This is a genomic window from Pseudomonas sp. CCI4.2, from assembly GCF_034350045.1.
In the GTDB taxonomy this organism is placed as follows: Bacteria; Pseudomonadota; Gammaproteobacteria; order Pseudomonadales; family Pseudomonadaceae; genus Aquipseudomonas.
Genome location: NZ_CP133781.1, coordinates 1,714,498 through 1,734,882, shown reverse-complemented (window position 1 = coordinate 1,734,882; position 20,385 = coordinate 1,714,498). Strand labels below are relative to the sequence as shown.

21 protein-coding genes are annotated in these 20,385 nt (G+C 57.4%); 12 read left to right on the top strand and 9 right to left on the bottom strand.

What is annotated here, in order from left to right; genetic code table 11:
* Positions 1–102: 102 nt before the first annotated feature.
* The 4 genes from rfbB to rfbD are packed head-to-tail and all read left to right on the top strand — an operon-like array spanning position 103 to position 3,489.
* The gene (gene rfbB, locus RHM65_RS07750; protein WP_322184606.1) at positions 103–1,185 is read left to right on the top strand and encodes a dTDP-glucose 4,6-dehydratase; all 1,083 of its coding nucleotides are present in this window, start codon (positions 103–105) and stop codon (positions 1,183–1,185) included.
* Entirely contained in the window at positions 1,182–2,057 is an 876-nt protein-coding gene (rfbA, locus tag RHM65_RS07745) for a glucose-1-phosphate thymidylyltransferase RfbA (RefSeq protein WP_322166518.1), read from the top strand. Before rfbB ends, rfbA begins: the two co-directional genes overlap by 4 nt.
* Positions 2,054–2,599, top strand: coding sequence for a dTDP-4-dehydrorhamnose 3,5-epimerase (gene rfbC / locus RHM65_RS07740; protein WP_322166519.1), 546 nt, complete (start codon positions 2,054–2,056; stop codon positions 2,597–2,599). The genes rfbA and rfbC overlap by 4 nt, the downstream gene beginning before the upstream one ends.
* On the top strand, positions 2,596–3,489 hold the full coding sequence (gene rfbD / locus RHM65_RS07735; protein ID WP_322184605.1) for a dTDP-4-dehydrorhamnose reductase: 894 nt from the start codon (positions 2,596–2,598) through the stop codon (positions 3,487–3,489). The genes rfbC and rfbD overlap by 4 nt, the downstream gene beginning before the upstream one ends.
* A 145-nt stretch (positions 3,490–3,634) precedes the next feature.
* On the opposite strand, the gene RHM65_RS07730 is transcribed toward rfbD, so the two are convergent.
* Positions 3,635–4,579 carry a GlxA family transcriptional regulator gene (locus tag RHM65_RS07730; RefSeq protein WP_322184604.1) on the bottom strand — a complete coding sequence of 315 codons (945 nt, stop codon included), beginning with the start codon at positions 4,577–4,579 and terminating at the stop codon, positions 3,635–3,637.
* Between the two features lie 194 nt (positions 4,580–4,773).
* Between RHM65_RS07730 and choX the strand changes: the two genes are divergently transcribed.
* The 4 genes from choX to RHM65_RS07710 all read left to right on the top strand — a co-directional run bounded on the left by choX (position 4,774) and on the right by RHM65_RS07710 (position 8,454).
* On the top strand, positions 4,774–5,721 hold the full coding sequence (gene choX / locus RHM65_RS07725) for a choline ABC transporter substrate-binding protein (protein WP_322166522.1): 948 nt from the start codon (positions 4,774–4,776) through the stop codon (positions 5,719–5,721).
* Between the two features lie 96 nt (positions 5,722–5,817).
* The gene (locus tag RHM65_RS07720; protein ID WP_322166523.1) at positions 5,818–6,705 is read left to right on the top strand and encodes a 3-keto-5-aminohexanoate cleavage protein; all 888 of its coding nucleotides are present in this window, start codon (positions 5,818–5,820) and stop codon (positions 6,703–6,705) included.
* A gap of 158 nt (positions 6,706–6,863) precedes the next feature.
* Positions 6,864–7,829, top strand: coding sequence for an L-carnitine dehydrogenase (locus tag RHM65_RS07715; RefSeq protein ID WP_322166524.1), 966 nt, complete (start codon positions 6,864–6,866; stop codon positions 7,827–7,829).
* 154 nt (positions 7,830–7,983) lie between these two features.
* The gene (locus tag RHM65_RS07710) at positions 7,984–8,454 is read left to right on the top strand and encodes a thioesterase family protein (protein ID WP_322166525.1); all 471 of its coding nucleotides are present in this window, start codon (positions 7,984–7,986) and stop codon (positions 8,452–8,454) included.
* A gap of 63 nt (positions 8,455–8,517) precedes the next feature.
* Here RHM65_RS07710 and fba read toward each other — a convergent pair whose 3' ends face one another.
* The 7 genes from fba to tkt form a co-directional block, all read right to left on the bottom strand.
* Positions 8,518–9,582, bottom strand: a complete 1,065-nt coding sequence (gene fba / locus RHM65_RS07705) for a class II fructose-bisphosphate aldolase (RefSeq protein ID WP_299828244.1) — start codon at positions 9,580–9,582, stop codon at positions 8,518–8,520.
* Between the two features lie 125 nt (positions 9,583–9,707).
* On the bottom strand, positions 9,708–10,034 hold the full coding sequence (locus tag RHM65_RS07700; RefSeq protein ID WP_322166526.1) for an MliC family protein: 327 nt from the start codon (positions 10,032–10,034) through the stop codon (positions 9,708–9,710).
* 53 nt (positions 10,035–10,087) lie between these two features.
* On the bottom strand, positions 10,088–10,285 hold the full coding sequence (locus tag RHM65_RS07695) for a hypothetical protein (RefSeq protein WP_322166527.1): 198 nt from the start codon (positions 10,283–10,285) through the stop codon (positions 10,088–10,090).
* Between the two features lie 98 nt (positions 10,286–10,383).
* Positions 10,384–10,608, bottom strand: a complete 225-nt coding sequence (locus RHM65_RS07690) for a hypothetical protein (protein ID WP_322166528.1) — start codon at positions 10,606–10,608, stop codon at positions 10,384–10,386.
* 29 nt (positions 10,609–10,637) lie between these two features.
* Positions 10,638–11,801, bottom strand: a complete 1,164-nt coding sequence (locus RHM65_RS07685) for a phosphoglycerate kinase (RefSeq protein ID WP_322166529.1) — start codon at positions 11,799–11,801, stop codon at positions 10,638–10,640.
* A 15-nt stretch (positions 11,802–11,816) separates the two neighbouring features.
* Complete coding sequence (epd, locus tag RHM65_RS07680; protein ID WP_322184603.1) at positions 11,817–12,872, bottom strand: erythrose-4-phosphate dehydrogenase; 1,056 nt, start codon at positions 12,870–12,872, stop codon at positions 11,817–11,819.
* A 144-nt stretch (positions 12,873–13,016) separates the two neighbouring features.
* Complete coding sequence (tkt, locus tag RHM65_RS07675; RefSeq protein WP_322184602.1) at positions 13,017–15,014, bottom strand: transketolase; 1,998 nt, start codon at positions 15,012–15,014, stop codon at positions 13,017–13,019.
* A gap of 245 nt (positions 15,015–15,259) precedes the next feature.
* On the opposite strand from tkt, the gene RHM65_RS07670 reads away from it, so the two are divergent.
* The 4 genes from RHM65_RS07670 (at position 15,260) to RHM65_RS07655 (ending at position 19,788) form a co-directional block, all read left to right on the top strand.
* Positions 15,260–16,279 carry a metalloregulator ArsR/SmtB family transcription factor gene (locus RHM65_RS07670; RefSeq protein ID WP_322166532.1) on the top strand — a complete coding sequence of 340 codons (1,020 nt, stop codon included), beginning with the start codon at positions 15,260–15,262 and terminating at the stop codon, positions 16,277–16,279.
* The gene (gene metK, locus RHM65_RS07665; RefSeq protein WP_322166533.1) at positions 16,276–17,466 is read left to right on the top strand and encodes a methionine adenosyltransferase; all 1,191 of its coding nucleotides are present in this window, start codon (positions 16,276–16,278) and stop codon (positions 17,464–17,466) included. Before RHM65_RS07670 ends, metK begins: the two co-directional genes overlap by 4 nt.
* Positions 17,467–17,661: 195 nt before the next feature.
* On the top strand, positions 17,662–19,338 hold the full coding sequence (gene ligB / locus RHM65_RS07660; protein ID WP_322184601.1) for an NAD-dependent DNA ligase LigB: 1,677 nt from the start codon (positions 17,662–17,664) through the stop codon (positions 19,336–19,338).
* Between the two features lie 39 nt (positions 19,339–19,377).
* A complete protein-coding gene (locus RHM65_RS07655) occupies positions 19,378–19,788 on the top strand; it encodes a DUF1090 domain-containing protein (protein ID WP_322184600.1) in 411 nt (136 codons plus the stop codon).
* 111 nt (positions 19,789–19,899) lie between these two features.
* On the opposite strand, the gene RHM65_RS07650 is transcribed toward RHM65_RS07655, so the two are convergent.
* Positions 19,900–20,352 carry a cytochrome c gene (locus RHM65_RS07650; protein WP_322171254.1) on the bottom strand — a complete coding sequence of 151 codons (453 nt, stop codon included), beginning with the start codon at positions 20,350–20,352 and terminating at the stop codon, positions 19,900–19,902.
* Positions 20,353–20,385 lie beyond the last annotated feature (33 nt).

The window sequence follows — 20,385 nt, the reverse complement described above, 5'->3', positions numbered from 1 at the left end:
CTTTCCCCGCGTTTCTCGATCAATCGCACTTGCACACGCCGCCCGCTGTCTACAAGCTGTGTTTCATCCGCTTAACGTCTACCCAAGGAAGAAGGCAATTCCATGAAGATACTTGTTACCGGAGGCGCCGGCTTCATCGGCTCCGCCCTCATCCGACACCTCATCGAGAACACTGATCATGACGTGCTCAATTTTGACAAGCTGACCTACGCGGGCAATCTTGAATCGCTGCAAAGCATCGTTACCAACACCCGCTACGAATTCGTTCAGGCCGACATCATTGACCAAGTCAAAGTGCTGTCTGTACTGAATCGCTTTAAACCGGATGCAATCATGCATTTGGCAGCTGAATCCCACGTCGACCGTTCTATTGATGGTCCGTCGGAGTTCATTCAGACCAACATCGTCGGCACCTACAGCCTGCTTGAGGCCACTCGGTCTTACTGGAGCAAACTATCTGAAGCCGAACGTGCAGCGTTTCGCTTCCATCATATTTCCACCGATGAAGTGTACGGCGACCTGCACGGTGTCGACGATCTGTTCACCGAAACCACGCCCTACGCACCCAGCTCGCCCTATTCGGCCAGTAAAGCGGCGTCCGACCACTTGGTTCGAGCCTGGCACCGCACCTATGGCTTGCCAGTGGTAATTACCAACTGCTCCAACAACTATGGCCCGTTCCATTTTCCAGAAAAGCTGATTCCACTGGTCATCCTCAACGCCTTGGCCGGAAAACCGCTGCCGGTGTACGGCAATGGCCTGCAAGTGCGTGACTGGTTGTTCGTTGAAGACCACGCCCGTGCACTGTTCAAAGTGGTGACCGAAGGTGCGGTTGGCGAGACCTACAACATTGGTGGTCACAATGAGCAGAAAAATATCGATGTGGTGCGTGGCATCTGCGCACTGCTGGAAGAGCTCGCGCCGGAGCGCCCTGCTGGCGTGGCCCATTTCGCTGACTTGATCACGTACGTGACCGACCGTCCGGGCCACGACATGCGCTACGCCATCGACGCCGGAAAGATTGAGCGCGAGCTAGGCTGGACCCCGGAAGAAAGCTTCGAATCAGGTCTGCGTAAAACCGTGCAATGGTATTTGGATAACCTAGAATGGTGCCGCAGAGTTCAAGACGGCAGCTATCAAGGTGAACGACTGGGCTTCACTGACCTCAAGGATCTAATCGCATGATGAAGGGCATCGTACTGGCAGGAGGTTCAGGCACGCGCCTGCACCCCATCACCCTCGGCGTATCCAAACAGCTGTTGCCGGTTTATGACAAACCCATGATCTATTATCCGATTTCGGTGCTGATGCTGGCTGGCATCCGCGAAATTCTGGTCATTTCTACCCCGGCGGACTTACCGCAGTATCGCAACTTGCTGGGTGATGGCAGCCAGTTTGGCGTGCATTTTCACTACGCTGAACAGCCTAAGCCTGAGGGCTTGGCCCAAGCCTTCTTGATCGGCGAAGAATTCATTGGCACAGATCCGGTTTGCCTGATCTTGGGCGACAATATCTTCCACGGCGCGCATTTCAGCGAGCAATTGCAGAGCGCCGCCGAGCACCCTGAAGGCGCGACAGTCTTCGGTTATTGGGTCAAAGATCCCGAGCGTTTCGGTGTGGTCGATTTCGATGAACAGGGCCGCGCGCTGTCCATCGAAGAGAAACCGAAACACCCTAAATCCGCCTACGCGGTTACGGGTCTGTATTTTTATGACAACAGCGTCATCAAGATTGCCAAAGCGGTAAAACCGTCGCCACGCGGCGAGCTGGAAATCACCGACATCAACAACGCTTACCTCGAACGTGGCGACTTGCGCGTCAAGCGTTTCGGCCGGGGCTTTGCGTGGCTGGATACCGGCACCCATGACAGCCTGCTGGAAGCCTCGCAATATGTTCAAACCATTGAGCACCGCCAAGGTCTCAAGGTTGCCTGCCTGGAAGAAATTGCTTACCAGAACGGCTGGATAGACCGCGAACATTTGCTTGAACGTGCCGACGCTTTTGGCAAAACCGGCTACGGCCAATACTTGTTCAAGCTTGCTGAGGAACCGCAATGAATGTAGTCGCCACTGAGTTACCCGGCGTCCTGATTCTTGAACCAAAGGTATTTGGTGACGAGCGCGGTTTTTTCTATGAAAGCTTCAACGCACGAGCGTTCGAAGAAGACACGGGTGTAAAAGCCGAGTTCGTTCAGGACAATCATTCACGCTCGCAAAAAGGCGTGCTGCGAGGGCTGCACTATCAGTTAGAGCACACCCAAGGAAAACTGGTGCGAGTAACTGCTGGGGAAGTGCTCGACGTTGCAGTGGACATACGCCGCAGCTCGCCTAACTTCGGACGCTGGGCGACGGTTCTGCTTTCAGCAGAGAACAACCGCCAGCTCTGGATTCCCGAAGGCTTTGCCCATGGGTTTGTGGTGCTAAGTGATCACGCCGAGTTCCTTTACAAAACCACTGATTATTACCAACCGAGCAGCGAGCGGTGTATCCGTTGGGATGATCCTGACTTAGGGATTGATTGGAAGCTCTCCAGCGCCCCAACCTTGTCGGCCAAGGATCAATTGGGCAAGAGCCTGAAAGACGCGGACGTATTCCCATGAATACGTCTTCGTTAGAACCGTTAAGAATTCTAATCAGTGGTCAGCACGGCCAAGTCTCAAGTGAATTGCAAAAAAGCCTCGCCGGTCTTGGCGAATTGCGGATCTTGGGTCGCGATCAGTTGGACTTGGGCCATCCCGAAACCATCCGCGCGCAGGTAAACGCTTGGCGTCCAGACCTGATCATTAACGCCGCCGCCCATACGGCAGTCGATCAGGCTGAAAGCGAGCCGGAGCTGGCATTCGCCATCAACGGCACCGCCCCCGGCGTTTTCGCTGAAGAAGCGAAAAAGCTCGGCATACCGCTGATTCACTACTCCACTGACTACGTGTTCGACGGCAAAAAAGCCTCGCCCTATACCGAACAGGATGTGCCCGATCCGCTGGGCGTTTACGGCAAAAGCAAGCTGGTCGGTGAGCGCGCCATCGCAGCCGTCGGTGGTGAGCATCTGATCCTGCGCACCAGCTGGGTGTATTCGCTGCACGGACGTAACTTCCTGCTGACCATGCAACGCCTGATGCAAGAGCGTGCGGAGCTGCGCGTTGTGGCCGATCAGATCGGTGCACCGACTTGGGCGGGCACCATCGCCCACAGCACACGGTTGTTGATTGATCGTTGGCGTGATGGAAACGCCGGCGCTTGGGGCACCTATCACCTGACAGCGGCTGGCGAAACGTCTTGGTTCGGGTTTGCCCAAGCGATTGGCGAGCAGTTAATCGCGCAAGGCAAACCGTGCGCAACGCTGGAACCGATTCCCACTAGCGCGTATCCAACCCCCGCCCAGCGCCCCCAAAACTCTCGCCTCGATTGCAGCCTTTTACAGCGTGAATGGCAGGTATCGATGCCCGATTGGCACGGCGCGATGCTGGAGTGCTTAGCGGGCCAACGCTAAGGCAAATAAGGCAAATAAGGCGAGGCGACGAAACCTGAAGCCGATGGATGGGTTCACTGCCTAAATCCGATTATCTTACGACTGTAATTTATAGTTAAACCTGTGATTGATTATAAATCGCTGTCCAACCGCTTCTAATTTTTCGCTAAGCCTTCAACCGCTGCCGATCCTCTCGCGGACACCTTACAAACCGCCCTTTATAGCTGCGGGTAAAATAAGACGGCGATTCGAAGCCGCAGGCGATGCTGATTTCTAGCACGCTCATGTTGGTCTGGCGTAGCAGTTGGCGGGCTTTTTCCAGGCGCAGGCCGAGGTAGAAGTTGCTTGGCGTGTCGTTCAAATGCAGCCGGAACAACCGCTCCAACTGCCGACGGGTGACTTGAATCCCTTCGGCCAACTGCAAGGTGCTGAGCGGCGGTTCAGTGTGAGTTTCCATTTCACCGATGACCTGCACCAGCTTCTTGTTATTGACGCCGAAGCGCGTCGCGATCTGCATGCGTTGGTGGTCTTTGCGCGGGCGAATGCGGCCGAGCACGAATTGTTCTGACACTTTGATCGCCAGCTCCGGCCCGTGGGCTTGGCCAATGAGGTCGAGCATCATGTCGATGGACGCTGTGCCGCCCGCCGAAGTAATGCGGCGCCGGTCGACTTCGAACAATTCCTGAGTCACCACCAGCTGTGGATACGATTCTTTGAACGCGTCCAACGCCTCCCAATGCAGGGTCAGGCGATGGCCGTCAAGCAGCCCCGCTTGGGCCAGGACAAAACTGCCGGTGTCGATGGCGCCCAAACTCACGCCGTCGTGATCGAGTCGGCGCAGCCAGTGTTCCAACGCGGGCGTACAACACTGCAGCGGTTCGAACCCTGCGACCACCCAGAGCGTTGCGCCCTTTTTCAGCGGTTCAAGCGCAGCGTCGGCGTTGACCGACATGCCGTTGCTTGCGATCACCGCTCCGCCATCGATGCTCAGCACATGCCAGCGGTACAACTCGCCACCAAAACGATTGGCCACCCGCAGCGGTTCAACGGCCGAAACAAAGCCCATGATCGAGAATCCGGGCATGAGCAAAAAGTAGTAATCCTGTGACATCGGGCGCACTCATCGGGGCAGCGTAAATACCACATACGCCCGTTGGCTCAGGACAGCAAGAGGACAGGTCGCTGCTGTGCAAGAGTGAGTCGCTGCTGTGCGTTTTTGCGGGGCCATGGCTGCGTAACGTGGCCTCACTGCGCGCAAAGACGCCGGGCCATCCCTATAACAACAATCTGCCGAGGAAAACCACAATGAAACGACTGATCAGCACCTGTTTGCTGGCGCTCACTAGCAGCACCTTCATCGCCGGCAGTGCCCTTGCAGCAGATGCGCCCGAATGCCAAAACGTACGTCTTGGGGTGGTTAACTGGACCGACGTCATGGCCACCAGCAACATGACCCAAGTGTTGCTCGACGGCCTGGGCTACAAGACCAAGCAGACCAGCGCCTCACAACAAATCATTTTTGCCGGTATCCGCGACCAGCGTCTGGACATGTTCCTGGGCTACTGGGACCCGATAATGAACCAGACCATTAGCCCGTTTGTGAAAGCTAATCAAATCCGCGTACTGCCTTCACCGAGCCTTAAAGACGCCCGCGCTACATTGGCGGTGCCGACTTATTTGGCCGACAAGGGCCTGAAAACCTTCGCCGACATCGCTAAATTCAAGAAAGAGCTGGGCGGAAAAATCTACGGGATTGAGCCCGGTTCAGGCGCCAACACCCAGATCAAGGAAATGATCGCCAAGAACCAATTCGGGCTTGGTGACTTCCAGCTGGTTGAATCAGGCGAAGCGGGAATGCTGTCAGCGGTCACCCGCGCGGTGAACCGCAACGAAGCTATTGTCTTCTTCGGCTGGGCGCCGCACCCAATGAACGTTAACCAGAAGATGACCTACCTGACCGGTAGCGAAAACGCATTAGGCCCGAACGAAGGCGAAGCCAAGGTCTGGACCGTGACCGCGCCGGACTACGCCCAACGCTGCCCGAACGTCAACAAACTGCTGACTAATCTGACGTTCACCGCCGAAGACGAGAGCCGGATGATGCAACCGCTACTCGACCACAAAGACGCCACAGCGTCGGCCAAACAGTGGCTCAAAGATCACCCACAAGACCTGCAACGCTGGCTCGCCGGGGTGACCACTTTTGACGGCAAAGACGCTGCCGCCAATGTGCAACTGACCAGCAACCCTTGATCTGATCCTGTTTTACCGAACCGCAGCCGCCTTGGTGGCTGCGGATCGGGCAATAACATCCTCAAACTTTTAAAACCGCCTGTAAGGAACTCTCAGATGAACCATGACGTCATCATCACCTGCGCACTCACCGGTGCTGGCGACACGACCGGGAGAAGCCACCTTGTCCCGATCACCCCGAAACAAATCGCTGCCGCTGCAGTTGAAGCCGCCAAAGCCGGTGCAACCGTGGTTCATTGCCATGTGCGCGACCCGGAAACCGGCAAGTTCAGCCGCGACGTAGCGCTGTACCGCGAAGTGATGGAGCGCATTCGCGAAGCCGACATCGACATCATCGTCAACCTCACGGCGGGCATGGGCGGCGACCTGGAAATCGGCGCTGGCGAAAACCCGATGGAGTTTGGCCCGAACACCGATTTGATTGGTCCCCTAGCCCGTCTGGCGCACGTTGAAGCGCTGCTACCGGAAATTTGCACCCTCGATTGCGGCACCCTTAACTTCGGCGATGGCGACACGATTTACGTCTCCACCCCAGCCCAATTACGCGCTGGCGCCAAACGCATTCAAGAGCTGGGCGTGAAAGCCGAGCTGGAAATTTTCGACACCGGTCACCTGTGGTTCGCCAAGCAGATGATCAAGGAAGGTCTGCTGGATAACCCGCTGTTCCAGCTGTGCCTAGGCATCCCATGGGGCGCACCGGCCGACACCACCACCATGAAAGCCATGGTCGATAACTTGCCGGAAAACGCCGTGTGGGCAGGCTTTGGGATTGGCCGCATGCAAATGCCGATGGCGGCCCAAGCGGTGTTGCTCGGCGGCAACGTACGGGTCGGCCTGGAAGACAATATCTGGTTGGATCGCGGCGTACTGGCCAGCAACGGCGCATTGGTTGAGCGCGCATCCGAAATCCTCAGCCGCCTGGGCGCCCGGGTCATGACCCCGGCGCAAGGCCGCGTCAAAATGGGCCTGACCAAGCGCGGCTGATTATTTCGATAACGACTCAGACCCACTGCGGGAGCGAATTCATTCGCGAATAGGTCGGCACGTTCAGCATCTTCAGTGCCGCAAAACCGATTCCCGAATGAATTCGGTCCCACAGGATGTTCACCATTCGAATACAGAATTCTTTCAGGAACATGACGATGACTTTTATCACCGACATCAAAACCTTTGCCGCCCTTGGCAGTGGCGTTATCGGCAGCGGCTGGGTTTCCCGGGCATTGGCCCACGGCTTGGACGTTGTGGCTTGGGACCCGGCGCCGGGCGCAGAAGCCGCATTGCGTAAGCGCGTGGCCAATGCCTGGCCCGCGTTGGAGAAAAATGGCTTGGCACAAGGCGCTTCGCAAGACCGTCTGCGCTTTGTCGCGACCATCGAAGCGTGCGTTCGTGATGCCGACTTCATTCAAGAAAGCGCGCCTGAACGTCTGGACCTGAAACTTGAGCTGCACGCCAAAATCAGTGCCGCAGCCAAACCCAACGCCTTGATCGGCTCTAGTACCTCCGGCCTGCTGCCGAGCGATTTCTACGAAGGCGCTACTCACCCCGAGCGCTGCGTCGTCGGTCATCCGTTCAACCCGGTTTACCTGCTACCGTTGGTTGAAGTAGTCGGCGGCAAACATACGTCGCCTGAAGCAGTGCAAGCTGCCATCACGGTTTATAAATCCTTGGGCATGCGCCCGCTGCACGTGCGCAAAGAAGTGCCCGGCTTCATTGCCGACCGTTTATTGGAAGCGCTGTGGCGTGAAGCCTTGCACCTGGTTAACGATGGCGTCGCCACCACTGGCGAGATCGATGATGCAATCCGGTTTGGAGCCGGTCTGCGCTGGTCGTTCATGGGTACGTTCCTGACCTACACACTCGCAGGCGGCGATGCAGGGATGCGGCACTTCATGGCTCAATTCGGTCCGGCGTTGAAACTGCCGTGGACCTATTTGCCCGCACCGGAACTGACCGACAAGCTGATCGACGATGTGGTCGACGGCACCACCGAACAGCTTGGCGACCACAGCATCGCAGCCCTTGAACGCTACCGCGATGATTGCCTAATGGCGGTGCTAGAAGCGGTGAAAGCCACCAAAGCCAAGCACGGGATGGCGTTCAGCGACTAATGCAGACCGGGATAAATCATCCGACATTGCACTAACCCTGTGGGAGTCGGCTTGCCGACGAAGGCGGTGGATCAGGCTCCATCGAGTCAGCCGTCGCAGGCAAGCCTGCTCCCACAGGTTTTGTGTCCTGTTCCAGACTGATGGGATTTGAACCATGCCGACACTCACCACCTACAAAACCCCGATCCTCGCCGATTGGGTCGATTACAACGGGCATCTGCGTGATGCGTTTTATCTGTTGATCTTCAGCTACGCCACCGATGCCTTCATGGATCATTTGGGTCTGGACAGCGATAACCGAGCAAACAGCGGCCACTCGTTATTCACGCTTGAGTGCCATCTGAATTATCTGCACGAGGTAAAGCTCGGGGAAGAGGTCGAAGTCCGCACGCAAATCGTCGGTCACGACCGTAAGCGCGTGCACCTTTATCACAGCCTGCACAAACCCGGCAGTGACGATGCGTTGGCCGCCAACGAACAAATGCTATTGCACGTGGAATTGGCGGGGCCACGTTCGGCGCCTTTCAGCGAATCAGCGCTCAAGACCCTGCACGCCATGGCCGAAGAACAGAAGGACTTGCCAACGCCGATCTGGATCGGCCGGGTCATCGCCCTTCCCGCTTAATTGCCCTGTAAGAGCCATAAAAAAACCCGCATCGCTGCGGGTTTTTTTTCAATCAACCAGAACTCAGTTGACCTTGGCCTTCAACTCACCAGCCGCGTAACGCTGGTACATCTTTTCCAGCGAGATGGGCTTGATTTTCGAGGCGTTGCCAGCGGTGCCGAACGCTTCGTAACGGGCGATGCAGATGTCGCGCATGGCAATGATGGTCGCGCCGAAGAATTTACGCGGGTCAAATTCGCTCGGGTTGGTGGCCATCAAACGACGGATCGCGCCGGTGGAGGCCAAACGCAGGTCGGTGTCGATGTTGACCTTGCGCACGCCGTATTTGATGCCTTCGACGATTTCTTCAACCGGTACGCCGTAGGTCTCTTTGATGTCGCCGCCGTATTCGTTGATGATTTTCAGCCACTCTTGCGGCACTGAAGACGAACCGTGCATGACCAGGTGAGTGTTCGGAATACGCGCGTGAATCGCCTTGATCCGATCAATCGCCAAGGTGTCGCCGGTAGGCGGTTTGGTGAACTTGTATGCGCCGTGGCTGGTACCGATGGCGATGGCCAGGGCATCGACCTGGGTCTTCTTCACGAAGTCAGCCGCTTCTTCCGGGTCGGTCAGCAGTTGGCTGTGATCAAGCACGCCTTCTGCGCCAACGCCGTCTTCTTCGCCCGCCATGCCGGTTTCCAGAGAACCCAGGCAACCCAACTCGCCTTCAACCGAAACACCACAGGCGTGAGCCATGGCCACGGTTTGCTGAGTCACGCGCACGTTGTACTCATAGTCCGTCGGGGTCTTGCCGTCTTCGGCCAGTGAGCCGTCCATCATTACCGAGCTGAAGCCCAGTTGGATGGAGCGTTGGCAGATGTCAGGGCTGGTGCCGTGGTCCTGGTGCATGACCACCGGGATGTGCGGGAATTCTTCGATTGCCGCGAGGATCAAATGACGCAGGAACGGAGCGCCTGCGTATTTACGCGCGCCGGCCGAAGCCTGAACGATCACCGGGGAATTGGTCTTGTCAGCCGCTTCCATAATGGCGCGCATCTGTTCCAGGTTGTTGACGTTGAAGGCGGGGACGCCGTAGCCGAATTCGGCCGCGTGGTCCAACATCTGGCGCATGCTGATAAGTGCCATTTTAGGTCTCTCTCCCGGTAGGGTCGTTAATTCGTGCGGGCCTGCCTGATCGGCGGCTGCGGTTCAATTTTTTGCGCATGTTACACGTAAGCGCACTTACTCGGTCCTCAAGCAACTGGCGCGCTTTAAAGCGCCTTGCAACCGCGACCGATCAAATCATTGGTGGCAACCCAGTAAACCAGGCCTTCATCACCCTTAATGTGAAACGCCAGCACTCCATCGCTGTATAGCTCACCTGAAGAGCCCGGCTCAGGCTTTAAACGATAGACCTTGTCACTGCCCAGCAGGCGAAGATCAATCTCACTTTTTGCACTGTCGGCATAATGCCAGAGCAACGCAGCCTTGCTGTCACACACCCAATTGGTCCAGGTGTCCGATTCAGGCGCTTTCGGGTTCATGCTGGCGCAACCGCCAAGTGCTGCAAGTGTCGCGAGGGCGATAAGGCCTTTCATTCCATCTCCTGGTCGCCCCATGAAGCCTGACAAATGCCAGTCACTTCGGTCGATCAGGGGCAATTCTGTTCTTGATTGCGATCATCGGTCGGCTCACCCGTGGCTTGCTCCTCGACCCGCTGATCATTTTGGGTCGTGGGGACGGTAACCTGCGCGGGCACTAAGACCTCGCAGGCCCGTGAGTGCGAGCCCGAACCGCTACAACCGGCCAATACCATACAACCGAACAGCGTGATGACAGCAACTTTCATGGCGAAACTCCTTCTTCTAAAAAGCAATCACTCCTACAAAGACCACCGCCAATCACCAACGTTGCTAACCCCGCCGTCAAACCCGTAAAAACGGGTCTTTAACGACATCCTGTCTCCGTTCCTCTAGGCGCAGCGTCGTATTTGTCCAGCGCTTCCTGACCGCCACGTGTGTAAATGATCGGCACCGTTTCCGCTTGCCAGCCAGCCTGGTAACAACTCATGTGCAACACTTTAGGCGCAACAGGAACCTCATCGGCCTCCGGTGCGCTGGCACAGCCGACCATTAGGCCGGTGATGATAAACAGCGGTAAACCCCTGACCATGTTGCTCCCCTCTACCAACGCTGATTTTTTCAGCCCTTGGCACGTTGCTCCAACATTTCAACGGCGGGCAGCACTTTACCTTCTACAAACTCAAGGAACGCGCCACCACCGGTAGAAATGTAGGAGATTTGATCTGCTATGCCGTATTTATCGATGGCCGCCAACGTGTCACCGCCGCCAGCGATGGAGAATGCCGAACTTTCAGCAATGGCCTTGGCCAGGGTTTTGGTGCCTTCACCGAACTGATCGAACTCGAACACGCCCACTGGGCCGTTCCACAGAATAGTCTTGGATGTCTTCAACAGCTCGGCAAAGTGCGCGGCAGTTTGCGGCCCAATGTCGAGAATCATGTCGTCATCGGCGACTTCGCCCACCGGTTTCACCGTTGCCACTGCGCTTTCTGCGAACTGCTTGGCGACCACTACATCGGTGGGCAACGGCACGCTGACCTTGGCAGCAATGGCACGCGCAGTGTCCAACAAGTCGGGCTCGTACAGCGATTTGCCCACGTTGTAACCGGCAGCCGCAAGGAAGGTGTTAGCAATCCCGCCACCGACGATCAGCTGATTGCAGATCGCGCTGAGGCTGTTGAGCACATCAAGCTTGGTGGAGACTTTGGAGCCGGCAACAATGGCCGCCATTGGTTGGGCCGGGGCGCTCAGGGCTTTGCCCAAGGCATCCAGCTCGGCGGCCAACAACGGACCGGCCGCTGCCACTTTGGCAAACTTCGCGACGCCGTGGGTCGAACCTTCGGCGCGGTGCGCGGTGCCAAAAGCGTCCATCACGAACACATCGCACAAGGCCGCGTATTTGCGCGCCAGCTCGTCGGTGTTTTTCTTCTCACCCTTGTTAAAGCGCACGTTTTCGAACAGCACGATGTCGCCGGCCTTGATCTCGAAACCGTCCAGATAGTCAGCCACCAACGGTACTTCACGGCCCAAGGCTTTGCTCAGGTAATCAGCGACAGGCTTAAGACTGTTTTCAGCCGAAAATTCGCCTTCGGTTGGACGACCCAGGTGCGAGCAGACCATGACGGCGGCGCCCTTCTCCAGCGCCAACTTGATGGTCGGCAGAGAAGCCACGATTCGCGCGTCACTGGTTACCGCGCCGTCTTTCACCGGGACATTGAGGTCTTCGCGGATCAGTACACGCTTACCTTGCAGGTCGAGGTCGGTCATTTTCAACACGGTCATGAGGCAATCCCTGTTTTATTGTGGGTGATGCACAGCGCTCAGATAGTGATCCGCAACGTCGAGCATTCGATTGGCAAAACCCCATTCGTTATCGAACCAAGCCAGCAAATTCACCAGCCGGGGGCCGGAAACGCGGGTCTGGCTGGCATCGACAATGGCCGAATGGGGGTCATGGTTAAAATCACAACTGGCATGCGGCAGTTCGGTGTACGCCACCAGCCCTTTAAGCGGGCCGCTGGTAGCGGCCTCGCGCAGGATCCGGTTGATCTCGGTGGCATCGGTATCACGCGCGACTTGCATCGTTATATCGAGGCACGAGACGTTAACGGTCGGCACACGCACAGCTTTGGCCTGAATTCGCCCGGCAAGTTCCGGCAGCAGCCGTTCGATGCCGCGCGCCAGACCAGTGGACACCGGGATAATCGACTGAAACGCCGACCGCGTGCGCCGCAGGTCTTCGTGGTGATAGGCGTCGATCACTGGCTGGTCATTCATCGCCGAATGAATCGTGGTGATCGTGATGTATTCCAGCCCGAGGGCCTCATCCAGTAAGCGCAGCAAGGGCACGCTGCAATTGGTGGTGCAGGAGGCCGCAGACACCAGCAATTCATTGCCGGTCAGTTTTTGCTGATTGATGCCGTAGACGATGGTGGCGTCGACATCCGCTTCGCTGGCCATCGGCTGTGAGAACAGCACGCGGGGCGCACCGGCATCGAGAAAACGCTGACCATCGGCGCGCGTGTGAAACGCGCCCGAGCATTCAAGCACCAGATCAACGCCCAGCCCGGCCCAGTCGATGCCTTCCGGAATCGCGCTGCGCAGGACTTTGATGCGGTGATCGTTGATGTGCAGGCGATCGCCTTCGACCCGCACTTCGCCTGGAAAGCGGCCGTGGGTGGAATCGAAGCGCGTGAGGTATTCGAGACTGGCCATGTCGGCCAGGTCGTTGATGGCAACCACTTGAAACCCAGCCTTCGCCCCTCGCTCACACAGCGCACGCAAGACACAGCGACCGATGCGACCGTAGCCGTTGAGAGCAACTTTGTAGAGGCGTGGTTGTGGCTGAGGCATGGGGATTCTCGCAGGCGGGTATTGGACCTGTGGGAGCAGGCTTGCCTGCGAATTAGACGACGCGATAAATCTGGGTGTATCGCATCAAGCTATTCGCAGGCAAGCCTGCTCCCACAGGTGTGTGGCGATGCCGTAAGACCGTGTTTAGTCTTCCAGCAGCTCTTCAGCCGTGCCCAGGATGTTTTCCAAGGTGAAGCCGAACTCCTCGAACAAGGCTGGCGCGGGCGCCGACTCGCCGAAGGTGGTCATGCCGATGACACGGCCTTCCAAGCCCACGTATTTGTACCAGTAGTCCGCGTGAGCCGCTTCGATGGCGATACGCGCGCTGACTTGCAGCGGCAGCACGGCTTGTTTGTACATGGCGTCCTGAGCTTCGAAGACGCTGGTGCACGGCATGGAAACCACGCGCACGTTGCGACCTTGGGCAGACAGTTGATCGTAAGCCTCCACCGCCAGACCCACTTCAGAACCGGTGGCAATCAAGATCAATTCCGGCTCGCCGACGCAATCGCGCAGCACGTAACCGCCCTTCTTGATGTCTTCAAGCTGGGTTGCATCGCGGGATTGGTGCGTCAGATTCTGACGGGAGAAGATCATCGCCGATGGCCCGTCGTTACGCTCAATGGCGTATTTCCAGGCCACTGCCGTTTCAACGGCATCGGCTGGGCGCCAAGTGTCGAGGTTTGGCGTGGTGCGCAGGCTGGTCAGTTGCTCGATTGGCTGGTGCGTCGGGCCGTCTTCGCCCAGACCGATAGAGTCGTGGGTGAACACGTAGATCACTCGCTTCTTCATTAACGACGACATACGCACCGCGTTACGGGCGTATTCCATGAAGATCAGGAAAGTAGCGCCGTATGGAACGAAACCGCCGTGCAGCGCGATGCCGTTCATCATGGCGCCCATGCCGAACTCGCGTACGCCGTAATGCAGGTAGTTACCGTTGGCGTCTTCGCCGGTGATGCTCTTGCAGCCTTTCCAGATGGTCAGGTTGGAACCGGCCAGGTCAGCCGAACCGCCGAGGAACTCAGGCAGCAACGGGCCCAGCGCGTTCAATGCATTCTGGCTGGCTTTACGGCTGGCGATGGTCTCGCCCTTGGCGTTGACTTCAGCGATGTAAGCAGCGGACTTCTCGGCAAAATCAGCCGGCAACTCACCGCTCATGCGACGAATCAGTTCATTGGCCAATTCAGGGAAGGCGCCAGCATAGGCAGCGAACCGCTGATCCCACTCGGCTTCAACCGCCAAGCCGGATTCCTTGGCGCTCCATTCGGCATAGATTTCAGCCGGAATTTCGAAAGGACCGTAGTTCCATTTCAGCGCGGCGCGGGTCAAGGCGATTTCTTCGGCACCCAGTGGAGCACCGTGGCAATCTTCCTTGCCTTGCTTGTTTGGCGAACCGAAACCGATGGTGGTCTTGCAGCAGATCAGCGTTGGCTGAGCGCTTTTACGAGCGGTTTCGATAGCGATCTTGATTTCATCAGCATCGTGACCGTCGACGTTACGGATCACTTGCCAGTTGTAGGCTTCGAAACGCTTTGGCGTGTCGTCGGTGAACCAGCCTTCAACTTCGCCATCAATCGAGATGCCGTTGTCATCGTAGAACGCGATCAGCTTGCCCAGGCCCAAGGTACCGGCCAACGAGCTGACTTCGTGGGAAATACCTTCCATCATGCAGCCATCACCCAAGAACACGTAGGTGTGGTGATCAACGATGTCGTGGCCCGGACGGTTGAACTGTTCGGCCAGCACTTTTTCGGCGAGGGCAAAACCAACGGCGTTAGCCAGACCTTGGCCCAGTGGACCGGTGGTGGTTTCAACGCCAGGGGTGTAGCCATATTCCGGATGGCCCGGTGTACGGCTGTGCAGTTGACGGAAATTCTTCAGGTCATCAATCGAGAGGTCATAACCGGTCAGGTGCAGCAGCGAGTAAACCAGCATCGAACCGTGGCCGTTGGACATGATGAAGCGGTCACGGTCGGCGAACGACGGGTTGCTCGGGTTGTGCTTGAGGAAGTCACGCCAAAGCACTTCGGCGATATCCGCCATGCCCATAGGGGCACCGGGATGGCCGCTGTTGGCTTTTTGCACGGCATCCATGCTTAGGGCACGAATGGCATTGGCACGCTCACGACGGCTGGGCATCGCTGATCTCCTGGGGCTGAAAAGAATGGGATCGGAAAAAGGTGAGCATTTTCCCTCACGCACTGCCTGGGGGCAATGACAGAACGTGCTTTTCCTGTAATTCAGCCCTTCTGTCGGGCTTCGCGGCTCTCTAAAGGCGCGGCGTGGCGAAAGGCTAGTCGTGAATCGCCTTCTATCGACCAATATCAAAACTTTTTGATATAGCACTTGCGAGCTGAACGGTCGCTCTCTAGACTGCCAGCCCTATGAACTTACGCGTGCCTGCCATTCGCCATGAATACAGTGACGACCTGGCCGCCTTGTGCAAAGCCGGGGGCGATCCGCTGCGACTCAATGTGCTGCGAGCCCTGGCCAACGATTCATTCGGTGTTCTGGAGCTGGCGCAAATTTTTGCCATCGGCCAATCCGGCATGAGCCACCATTTAAAGGTGCTGTCTCAAGCGGAGCTGGTGGCCACGCGCCGCGAAGGCAATGCGATTTACTACCGCCGCGCCCTGCCCCACATCGGTCTCCCGGGCGGCAGGTTGCACGCGGCGTTGCTCGACGAAGCTGACGATTTGACCTTGCCGGGCGAAGTCCAGGCGCGTATCAGTTTGGTGCACCGACAACGCGCCGCCGCCAGTCAGGATTTCTTTGCCCGGGTCGCAGAAAAGTTTCGCGCCCAGCAGGACTTGATTGCCGGCTTGCCTCAGTACCGCGACAGCCTGTTGTCTCTGTTGGACAAACTCAGCTTTGGCAGCGATGCCACCGCGGTTGAAGTCGGTCCCGGTGACGGCGGATTCTTGCCCGAGCTGGCGCGGCGTTTTCGCCATGTCACCGCACTGGATAACAGTCCGGCGATGCTGGAGCTGGCCCGTCAAGTGTGCGAGCGCGAGGCACTGGGCAATGTCGAGTTACAGCTGGCCGACGCCTTGGGCAACGCCGATGTTCGCGCCGATTGCGTGGTACTGAATATGGTACTTCACCATTTCGCCGCGCCAGCCGAAGCCCTTAAACAATTGGCCCATCTGGTGAAACCAGGCGGTAGCTTGTTAGTGACAGAGTTGTGTAGCCACAACCAGAGTTGGGCCAAGGAGGCCTGCGGCGATCTCTGGTTGGGCTTTGAACAGGATGATCTGGCCCGTTGGGCCATCGCTGCGGGACTGGTTCCCGGGGAAAGCCTCTATGTAGGCCTACGTAATGGTTTCCAGATTCAGGTTCGCCACTTTCAGCGACCGACTGGAAACACTCACAATCGGTACAATTCAGGAAATCCGTCGAGATGAGCGAATACTCCCTTTTCACCTCCGAATCCGTGTCTGAAGGGCATCCGGACAAAATTGCTGACCAGATCTCCGATGCGGTTCTGGACGCCATTATTGCCGAAGACAAGTTTGCCCGCGTGGCCTGCGAGACACTGGTGAAAACCGGCGTAGCGATCATTGCTGGTGAAGTGACCACTTCTGCTTGGGTCGACCTCGAAGACATCGTCCGCAACGTGATTCTCGATATCGGCTATAACAGCTCCGATGTCGGCTTCGACGGCGCGACGTGCGGCGTGATGAACATCATTGGCAAGCAGTCTCCTGACATCAACCAAGGCGTTGACCGTGCCAAGCCAGAAGATCAGGGCGCTGGCGACCAGGGCCTGATGTTTGGCTATGCCAGCAACGAAACCGACGAGCTGATGCCTGCGCCCATCGCGTTTTCGCACCAATTGGTCAAGCGCCAGGCCGAAGCCCGTAAATCTGGCCTACTGCCTTGGCTGCGCCCGGACGCCAAATCCCAGGTTACCTGCCGCTATGAAAACGGCATCGTGGTCGGGATTGACGCGGTAGTACTGTCGACTCAGCACAACCCAGAAGTGTCCTACGCCGATCTGCGCGAAGGCGTGATGGAACTGATCGTCAAGCACGCGCTGCCTGCTCACCTGCTACACAAAGACACCCAGTACCACATCAACCCGACTGGCCAGTTCATCATTGGCGGACCAGTGGGTGACTGCGGTCTGACCGGTCGCAAGATCATCGTCGACAGCTACGGCGGCATGGCCCGTCACGGCGGCGGCGCATTCTCCGGTAAGGACCCATCCAAGGTTGACCGTTCGGCAGCCTATGCGGGCCGTTATGTAGCGAAGAATATCGTTGCGGGTGGTTTGGCCGAGCGTTGCGAGATTCAGGTTTCCTACGCCATTGGTGTTGCTCAACCGACGTCGATCTCGTTGAACACCTTCGGCACCGGCAAGATCAGCGACGACAAGATCGTTAAACTGGTCCGCGAGCATTTCGACCTGCGCCCTTACGCGATCACCACCATGCTCGACCTGCTGCACCCGATGTATCAGGAAACCGCAGCGTACGGCCACTTTGGTCGCACGCCGGAAACCAAAACCGTGGGCAACGACACGTTCACCACGTTCACTTGGGAAAAAACCGACCGCGCTGACGCCCTGCGCGCGGCTGCCGGTTTGTAATACTCGATAAAAAGCCCCAGTCGACGCGAGTTGGCTGGGGCTTTTTTGTGTCTGGGACATGACTTCATCTGTGTGGCCTGATGATGTTTAGGGTGCGCAAAAGATTTCTCCGTAAAACCCCGTAACCACTCAAACCCCCACCACTGAGCCCCAGCAGCTAGCCTCCCCAGCACCCTTTTAAGCAAGGATGCTTCGATGCTGCGTTTATTTGCCGGCTGCCTGCTCACCCTCACCTGCCTGACCGCCAACGCCACTCCTTGCCCGGACTGGGCCGCCACCAAAGCCGAAAACGAGATTTCCACCCTGCAGCAACAGATTCGCCAGTGGGACGACAGCTATCACCGCCTTGGCGTTTCGTTGGTACCCGATGAACTTTACGACCAATCTCAAGCACGCCTGGCTCGGTGGCGAACGTGCTTTACCCTCGCGTCCACCTCCGATCACGATCCGCTTAAAACCGCAGGCGGACCGACCACGCACCCGATCCCGCACACAGGCCTGAATAAGCTGCCCACCGAAAGCGCCGTGCAAAGCTGGCTGATGAACCGCAAGGATGTGTGGATTCAGCCAAAAGTCGACGGTGTGGCGGTCACGCTGATCTATGAGAAAGGCGAACTCAAGCAAGCGATCAGTCGCGGCAATGGACTCAAGGGGCAGGACTGGACCCAACACGCACGGCTGATGCCTGCAATACCAAACCATCTACCGATTCCGAAAGACGTAGTGCTGCAAGGCGAGTTGTACTGGCGTTTGCACGATCATGTGCAAGCCAAGGCTGGCAGCCTGAATGCGCGAAGCAAAGTCGCCGGGCTGATGGCGCGCACCACCATCAAGGACGCAGAAGCGCAGAATGTGGGCCTGTTCGTTTGGGATTGGCCAAACGGCCCCGCGTCGTTGCCCGACCGATTGGCCGGACTAACCGCCATGGGTTTGGGCGACAGTGCAGCCTTTAGCCAGCCGCTGAACAATTTTGACCAAGCAAAAGCCTGGCGCGAGCATTGGTACCGCACGGCACTGCCGTTCGCCAGCGATGGTGTAGTGATGCGCCAAAGTCATCGGCCACCCGCACAACGCTGGCAGGCCAAGGCGCCTTACTGGATCGCAGCCTGGAAATATCCCTATGCTCAAGCCTTGGCGCAAGTGCGTAAGGTTAATTTCACTATCGGACGAAGCGGTCGAATTACCCCCGTGCTGGACCTCGAACCCGTCAAGCTGGACGACCGACAGATCAAACGCATCAGCATCGGCTCACTGCAACGCTGGAAGCAAATGGACATACGCCCCGGCGATCAAATCTCGATCAGCCTCGCGGGATTAACCATTCCGCGCCTGGACAGCGTGGTCTCACGCAACACTGATCGTGCAGCACTTAACGTTCCCCTGGCGGCCGACTATCACCCCCTGAGTTGCTGGCAGCCAACCCTCGGCTGTGAAAGCCAGTTTCAAGCCCGATTGGCCTGGCTTAGCGGCAAGAACGGGTTGGCACTTACTGGTGTTGGCCCTGGGACCTGGAACTCGCTGCTCGCCGCCAAACGAATCGATGGCTTGCTCGACTGGATGACACTTGATGCGACAGAGCTTGTTAACATTCCCGGCTTTGGTGAGCGCAGCAGCGCTAAACTGCTCGCCAGTCTTCAGAGTGCCCGGCAACAGCCGTTTCATCGCTGGCTCAAAGCACTCGGTCTACCGCCCACCGCCAGCGTTGATCTCGGCAACCAATGGAGCCAGTTGGCGACGAGAACCACTGACCAATGGCAAGCTGAGCCAGGCATCGGTCCGGGGCGGGCTGCGCAGCTCACTGCTTTTTTCAACGACCCGCACGTCCAGGCATTGAGTGAACAATTGCGAAATCATGGGATTGACGGCTTTTAGGCCAATTGCTTTTTTAGGGATATTTCCAAGGGAGTTCATATGAAACGCTTGTCACCGCTGCTCCTATTCGCCGCGTGCAGCTTGTTGGCTGTGCCCGTATTGGCCGCCGACGCGCCGCCACTGAACGGTTGCGCCGCCAAGCGTCAGGCCATCAGTACTCAGATTGAACAGGCCAAAGCCAACGGCAATAGCGCTCAGCAAGCCGGGCTGGAAAAAGCATTAAGCGAAGCTACCGCTAACTGCACCGACGCCTCGCTTCTCAAACAGCTTGAAACAAGAGTGTTGGACGCCAAACACGAAGTGGCCCGTCGTCAGTCAGATTTGGACCGTGCGATGAGCAAGGGCGACCCGGACAAAATCAATACACGCAAAGACAAGCTCGCCCAAGCCCGCCAGGAATTGAAGGACGCCCATGCGGAGCTGGAGAAGATTGAGCCGGATGACGATTGATCCCGTTTGCCGCAACCATCTGTAGGAGCCAACGTGTTGGCGAAGCGGCGTACCCGTCACACCGCGGGTTTGCCCGCCAACATGTTGGTTCTAAGGGGATTGATGTGGATCTTAGTGATCGCGAAACTCTTTATGGCACGCCTCGCAGGCGTCCTGCACTTTCTGCACCGCAGGATTGAGGTTGCTGGCGCTGAAGGGCTTGGCATTGGTGGCGATTACCAACTCACCGGTTGCTGATTCAAGCGAGCGAGCCAATTGTTGAAAGCGTGCCTGTTTCTCCCAAACGTCATTCTTGGCGCTGCTGTGCGACGACTCTTCCTTGACCGAAGGGAAATGCTTCCATGGCTCATGGGACAGACTGTCGAGCTTGATCGCGCCGTCGGTGAACAGCTGACCATCAAATACGACGCGTCCTTTGAGCATGCCACTCAGGTTTTCGCTGGTCTTCAACATCTGTTTGAAGATCGCCTTGCGCTGGCCCAACGGTGAGTTCGGATCAACACCACCGCAAGCGCTCAATGTCAGGCAGGCCAGCAATACTACGGAAAGTCTTTTCAAGGTTATGACGGCTTCAGCTAGGGAAACGGTCGCCAGTAT

Excerpts from the sequence above, each read along its gene's own strand:
- rfbB (WP_322184606.1), top strand. The coding sequence starts at position 103 with ATGAAGATACTTGTTACCGGAGGCGCCGGCTTCATCGGCTCCGCCCTC.
- rfbA (WP_322166518.1), top strand. The coding sequence starts at position 1,182 with ATGATGAAGGGCATCGTACTGGCAGGAGGTTCAGGCACGCGCCTGCAC.
- rfbC (WP_322166519.1), top strand. The coding sequence starts at position 2,054 with ATGAATGTAGTCGCCACTGAGTTACCCGGCGTCCTGATTCTTGAACCA.
- rfbD (WP_322184605.1), top strand. The coding sequence starts at position 2,596 with ATGAATACGTCTTCGTTAGAACCGTTAAGAATTCTAATCAGTGGTCAG.
- RHM65_RS07730 (WP_322184604.1), bottom strand. The coding sequence starts at position 4,579 with ATGTCACAGGATTACTACTTTTTGCTCATGCCCGGATTCTCGATCATG.
- choX (WP_322166522.1), top strand. The coding sequence starts at position 4,774 with ATGAAACGACTGATCAGCACCTGTTTGCTGGCGCTCACTAGCAGCACC.
- RHM65_RS07720 (WP_322166523.1), top strand. The coding sequence starts at position 5,818 with ATGAACCATGACGTCATCATCACCTGCGCACTCACCGGTGCTGGCGAC.
- RHM65_RS07715 (WP_322166524.1), top strand. The coding sequence starts at position 6,864 with ATGACTTTTATCACCGACATCAAAACCTTTGCCGCCCTTGGCAGTGGC.
- RHM65_RS07710 (WP_322166525.1), top strand. The coding sequence starts at position 7,984 with ATGCCGACACTCACCACCTACAAAACCCCGATCCTCGCCGATTGGGTC.
- fba (WP_299828244.1), bottom strand. The coding sequence starts at position 9,582 with ATGGCACTTATCAGCATGCGCCAGATGTTGGACCACGCGGCCGAATTC.
- RHM65_RS07700 (WP_322166526.1), bottom strand. The coding sequence starts at position 10,034 with ATGAAAGGCCTTATCGCCCTCGCGACACTTGCAGCACTTGGCGGTTGC.
- RHM65_RS07695 (WP_322166527.1), bottom strand. The coding sequence starts at position 10,285 with ATGAAAGTTGCTGTCATCACGCTGTTCGGTTGTATGGTATTGGCCGGT.
- RHM65_RS07690 (WP_322166528.1), bottom strand. The coding sequence starts at position 10,608 with ATGGTCAGGGGTTTACCGCTGTTTATCATCACCGGCCTAATGGTCGGC.
- RHM65_RS07685 (WP_322166529.1), bottom strand. The coding sequence starts at position 11,801 with ATGACCGTGTTGAAAATGACCGACCTCGACCTGCAAGGTAAGCGTGTA.
- epd (WP_322184603.1), bottom strand. The coding sequence starts at position 12,872 with ATGCCTCAGCCACAACCACGCCTCTACAAAGTTGCTCTCAACGGCTAC.
- tkt (WP_322184602.1), bottom strand. The coding sequence starts at position 15,014 with ATGCCCAGCCGTCGTGAGCGTGCCAATGCCATTCGTGCCCTAAGCATG.
- RHM65_RS07670 (WP_322166532.1), top strand. The coding sequence starts at position 15,260 with ATGAACTTACGCGTGCCTGCCATTCGCCATGAATACAGTGACGACCTG.
- metK (WP_322166533.1), top strand. The coding sequence starts at position 16,276 with ATGAGCGAATACTCCCTTTTCACCTCCGAATCCGTGTCTGAAGGGCAT.
- ligB (WP_322184601.1), top strand. The coding sequence starts at position 17,662 with ATGCTGCGTTTATTTGCCGGCTGCCTGCTCACCCTCACCTGCCTGACC.
- RHM65_RS07655 (WP_322184600.1), top strand. The coding sequence starts at position 19,378 with ATGAAACGCTTGTCACCGCTGCTCCTATTCGCCGCGTGCAGCTTGTTG.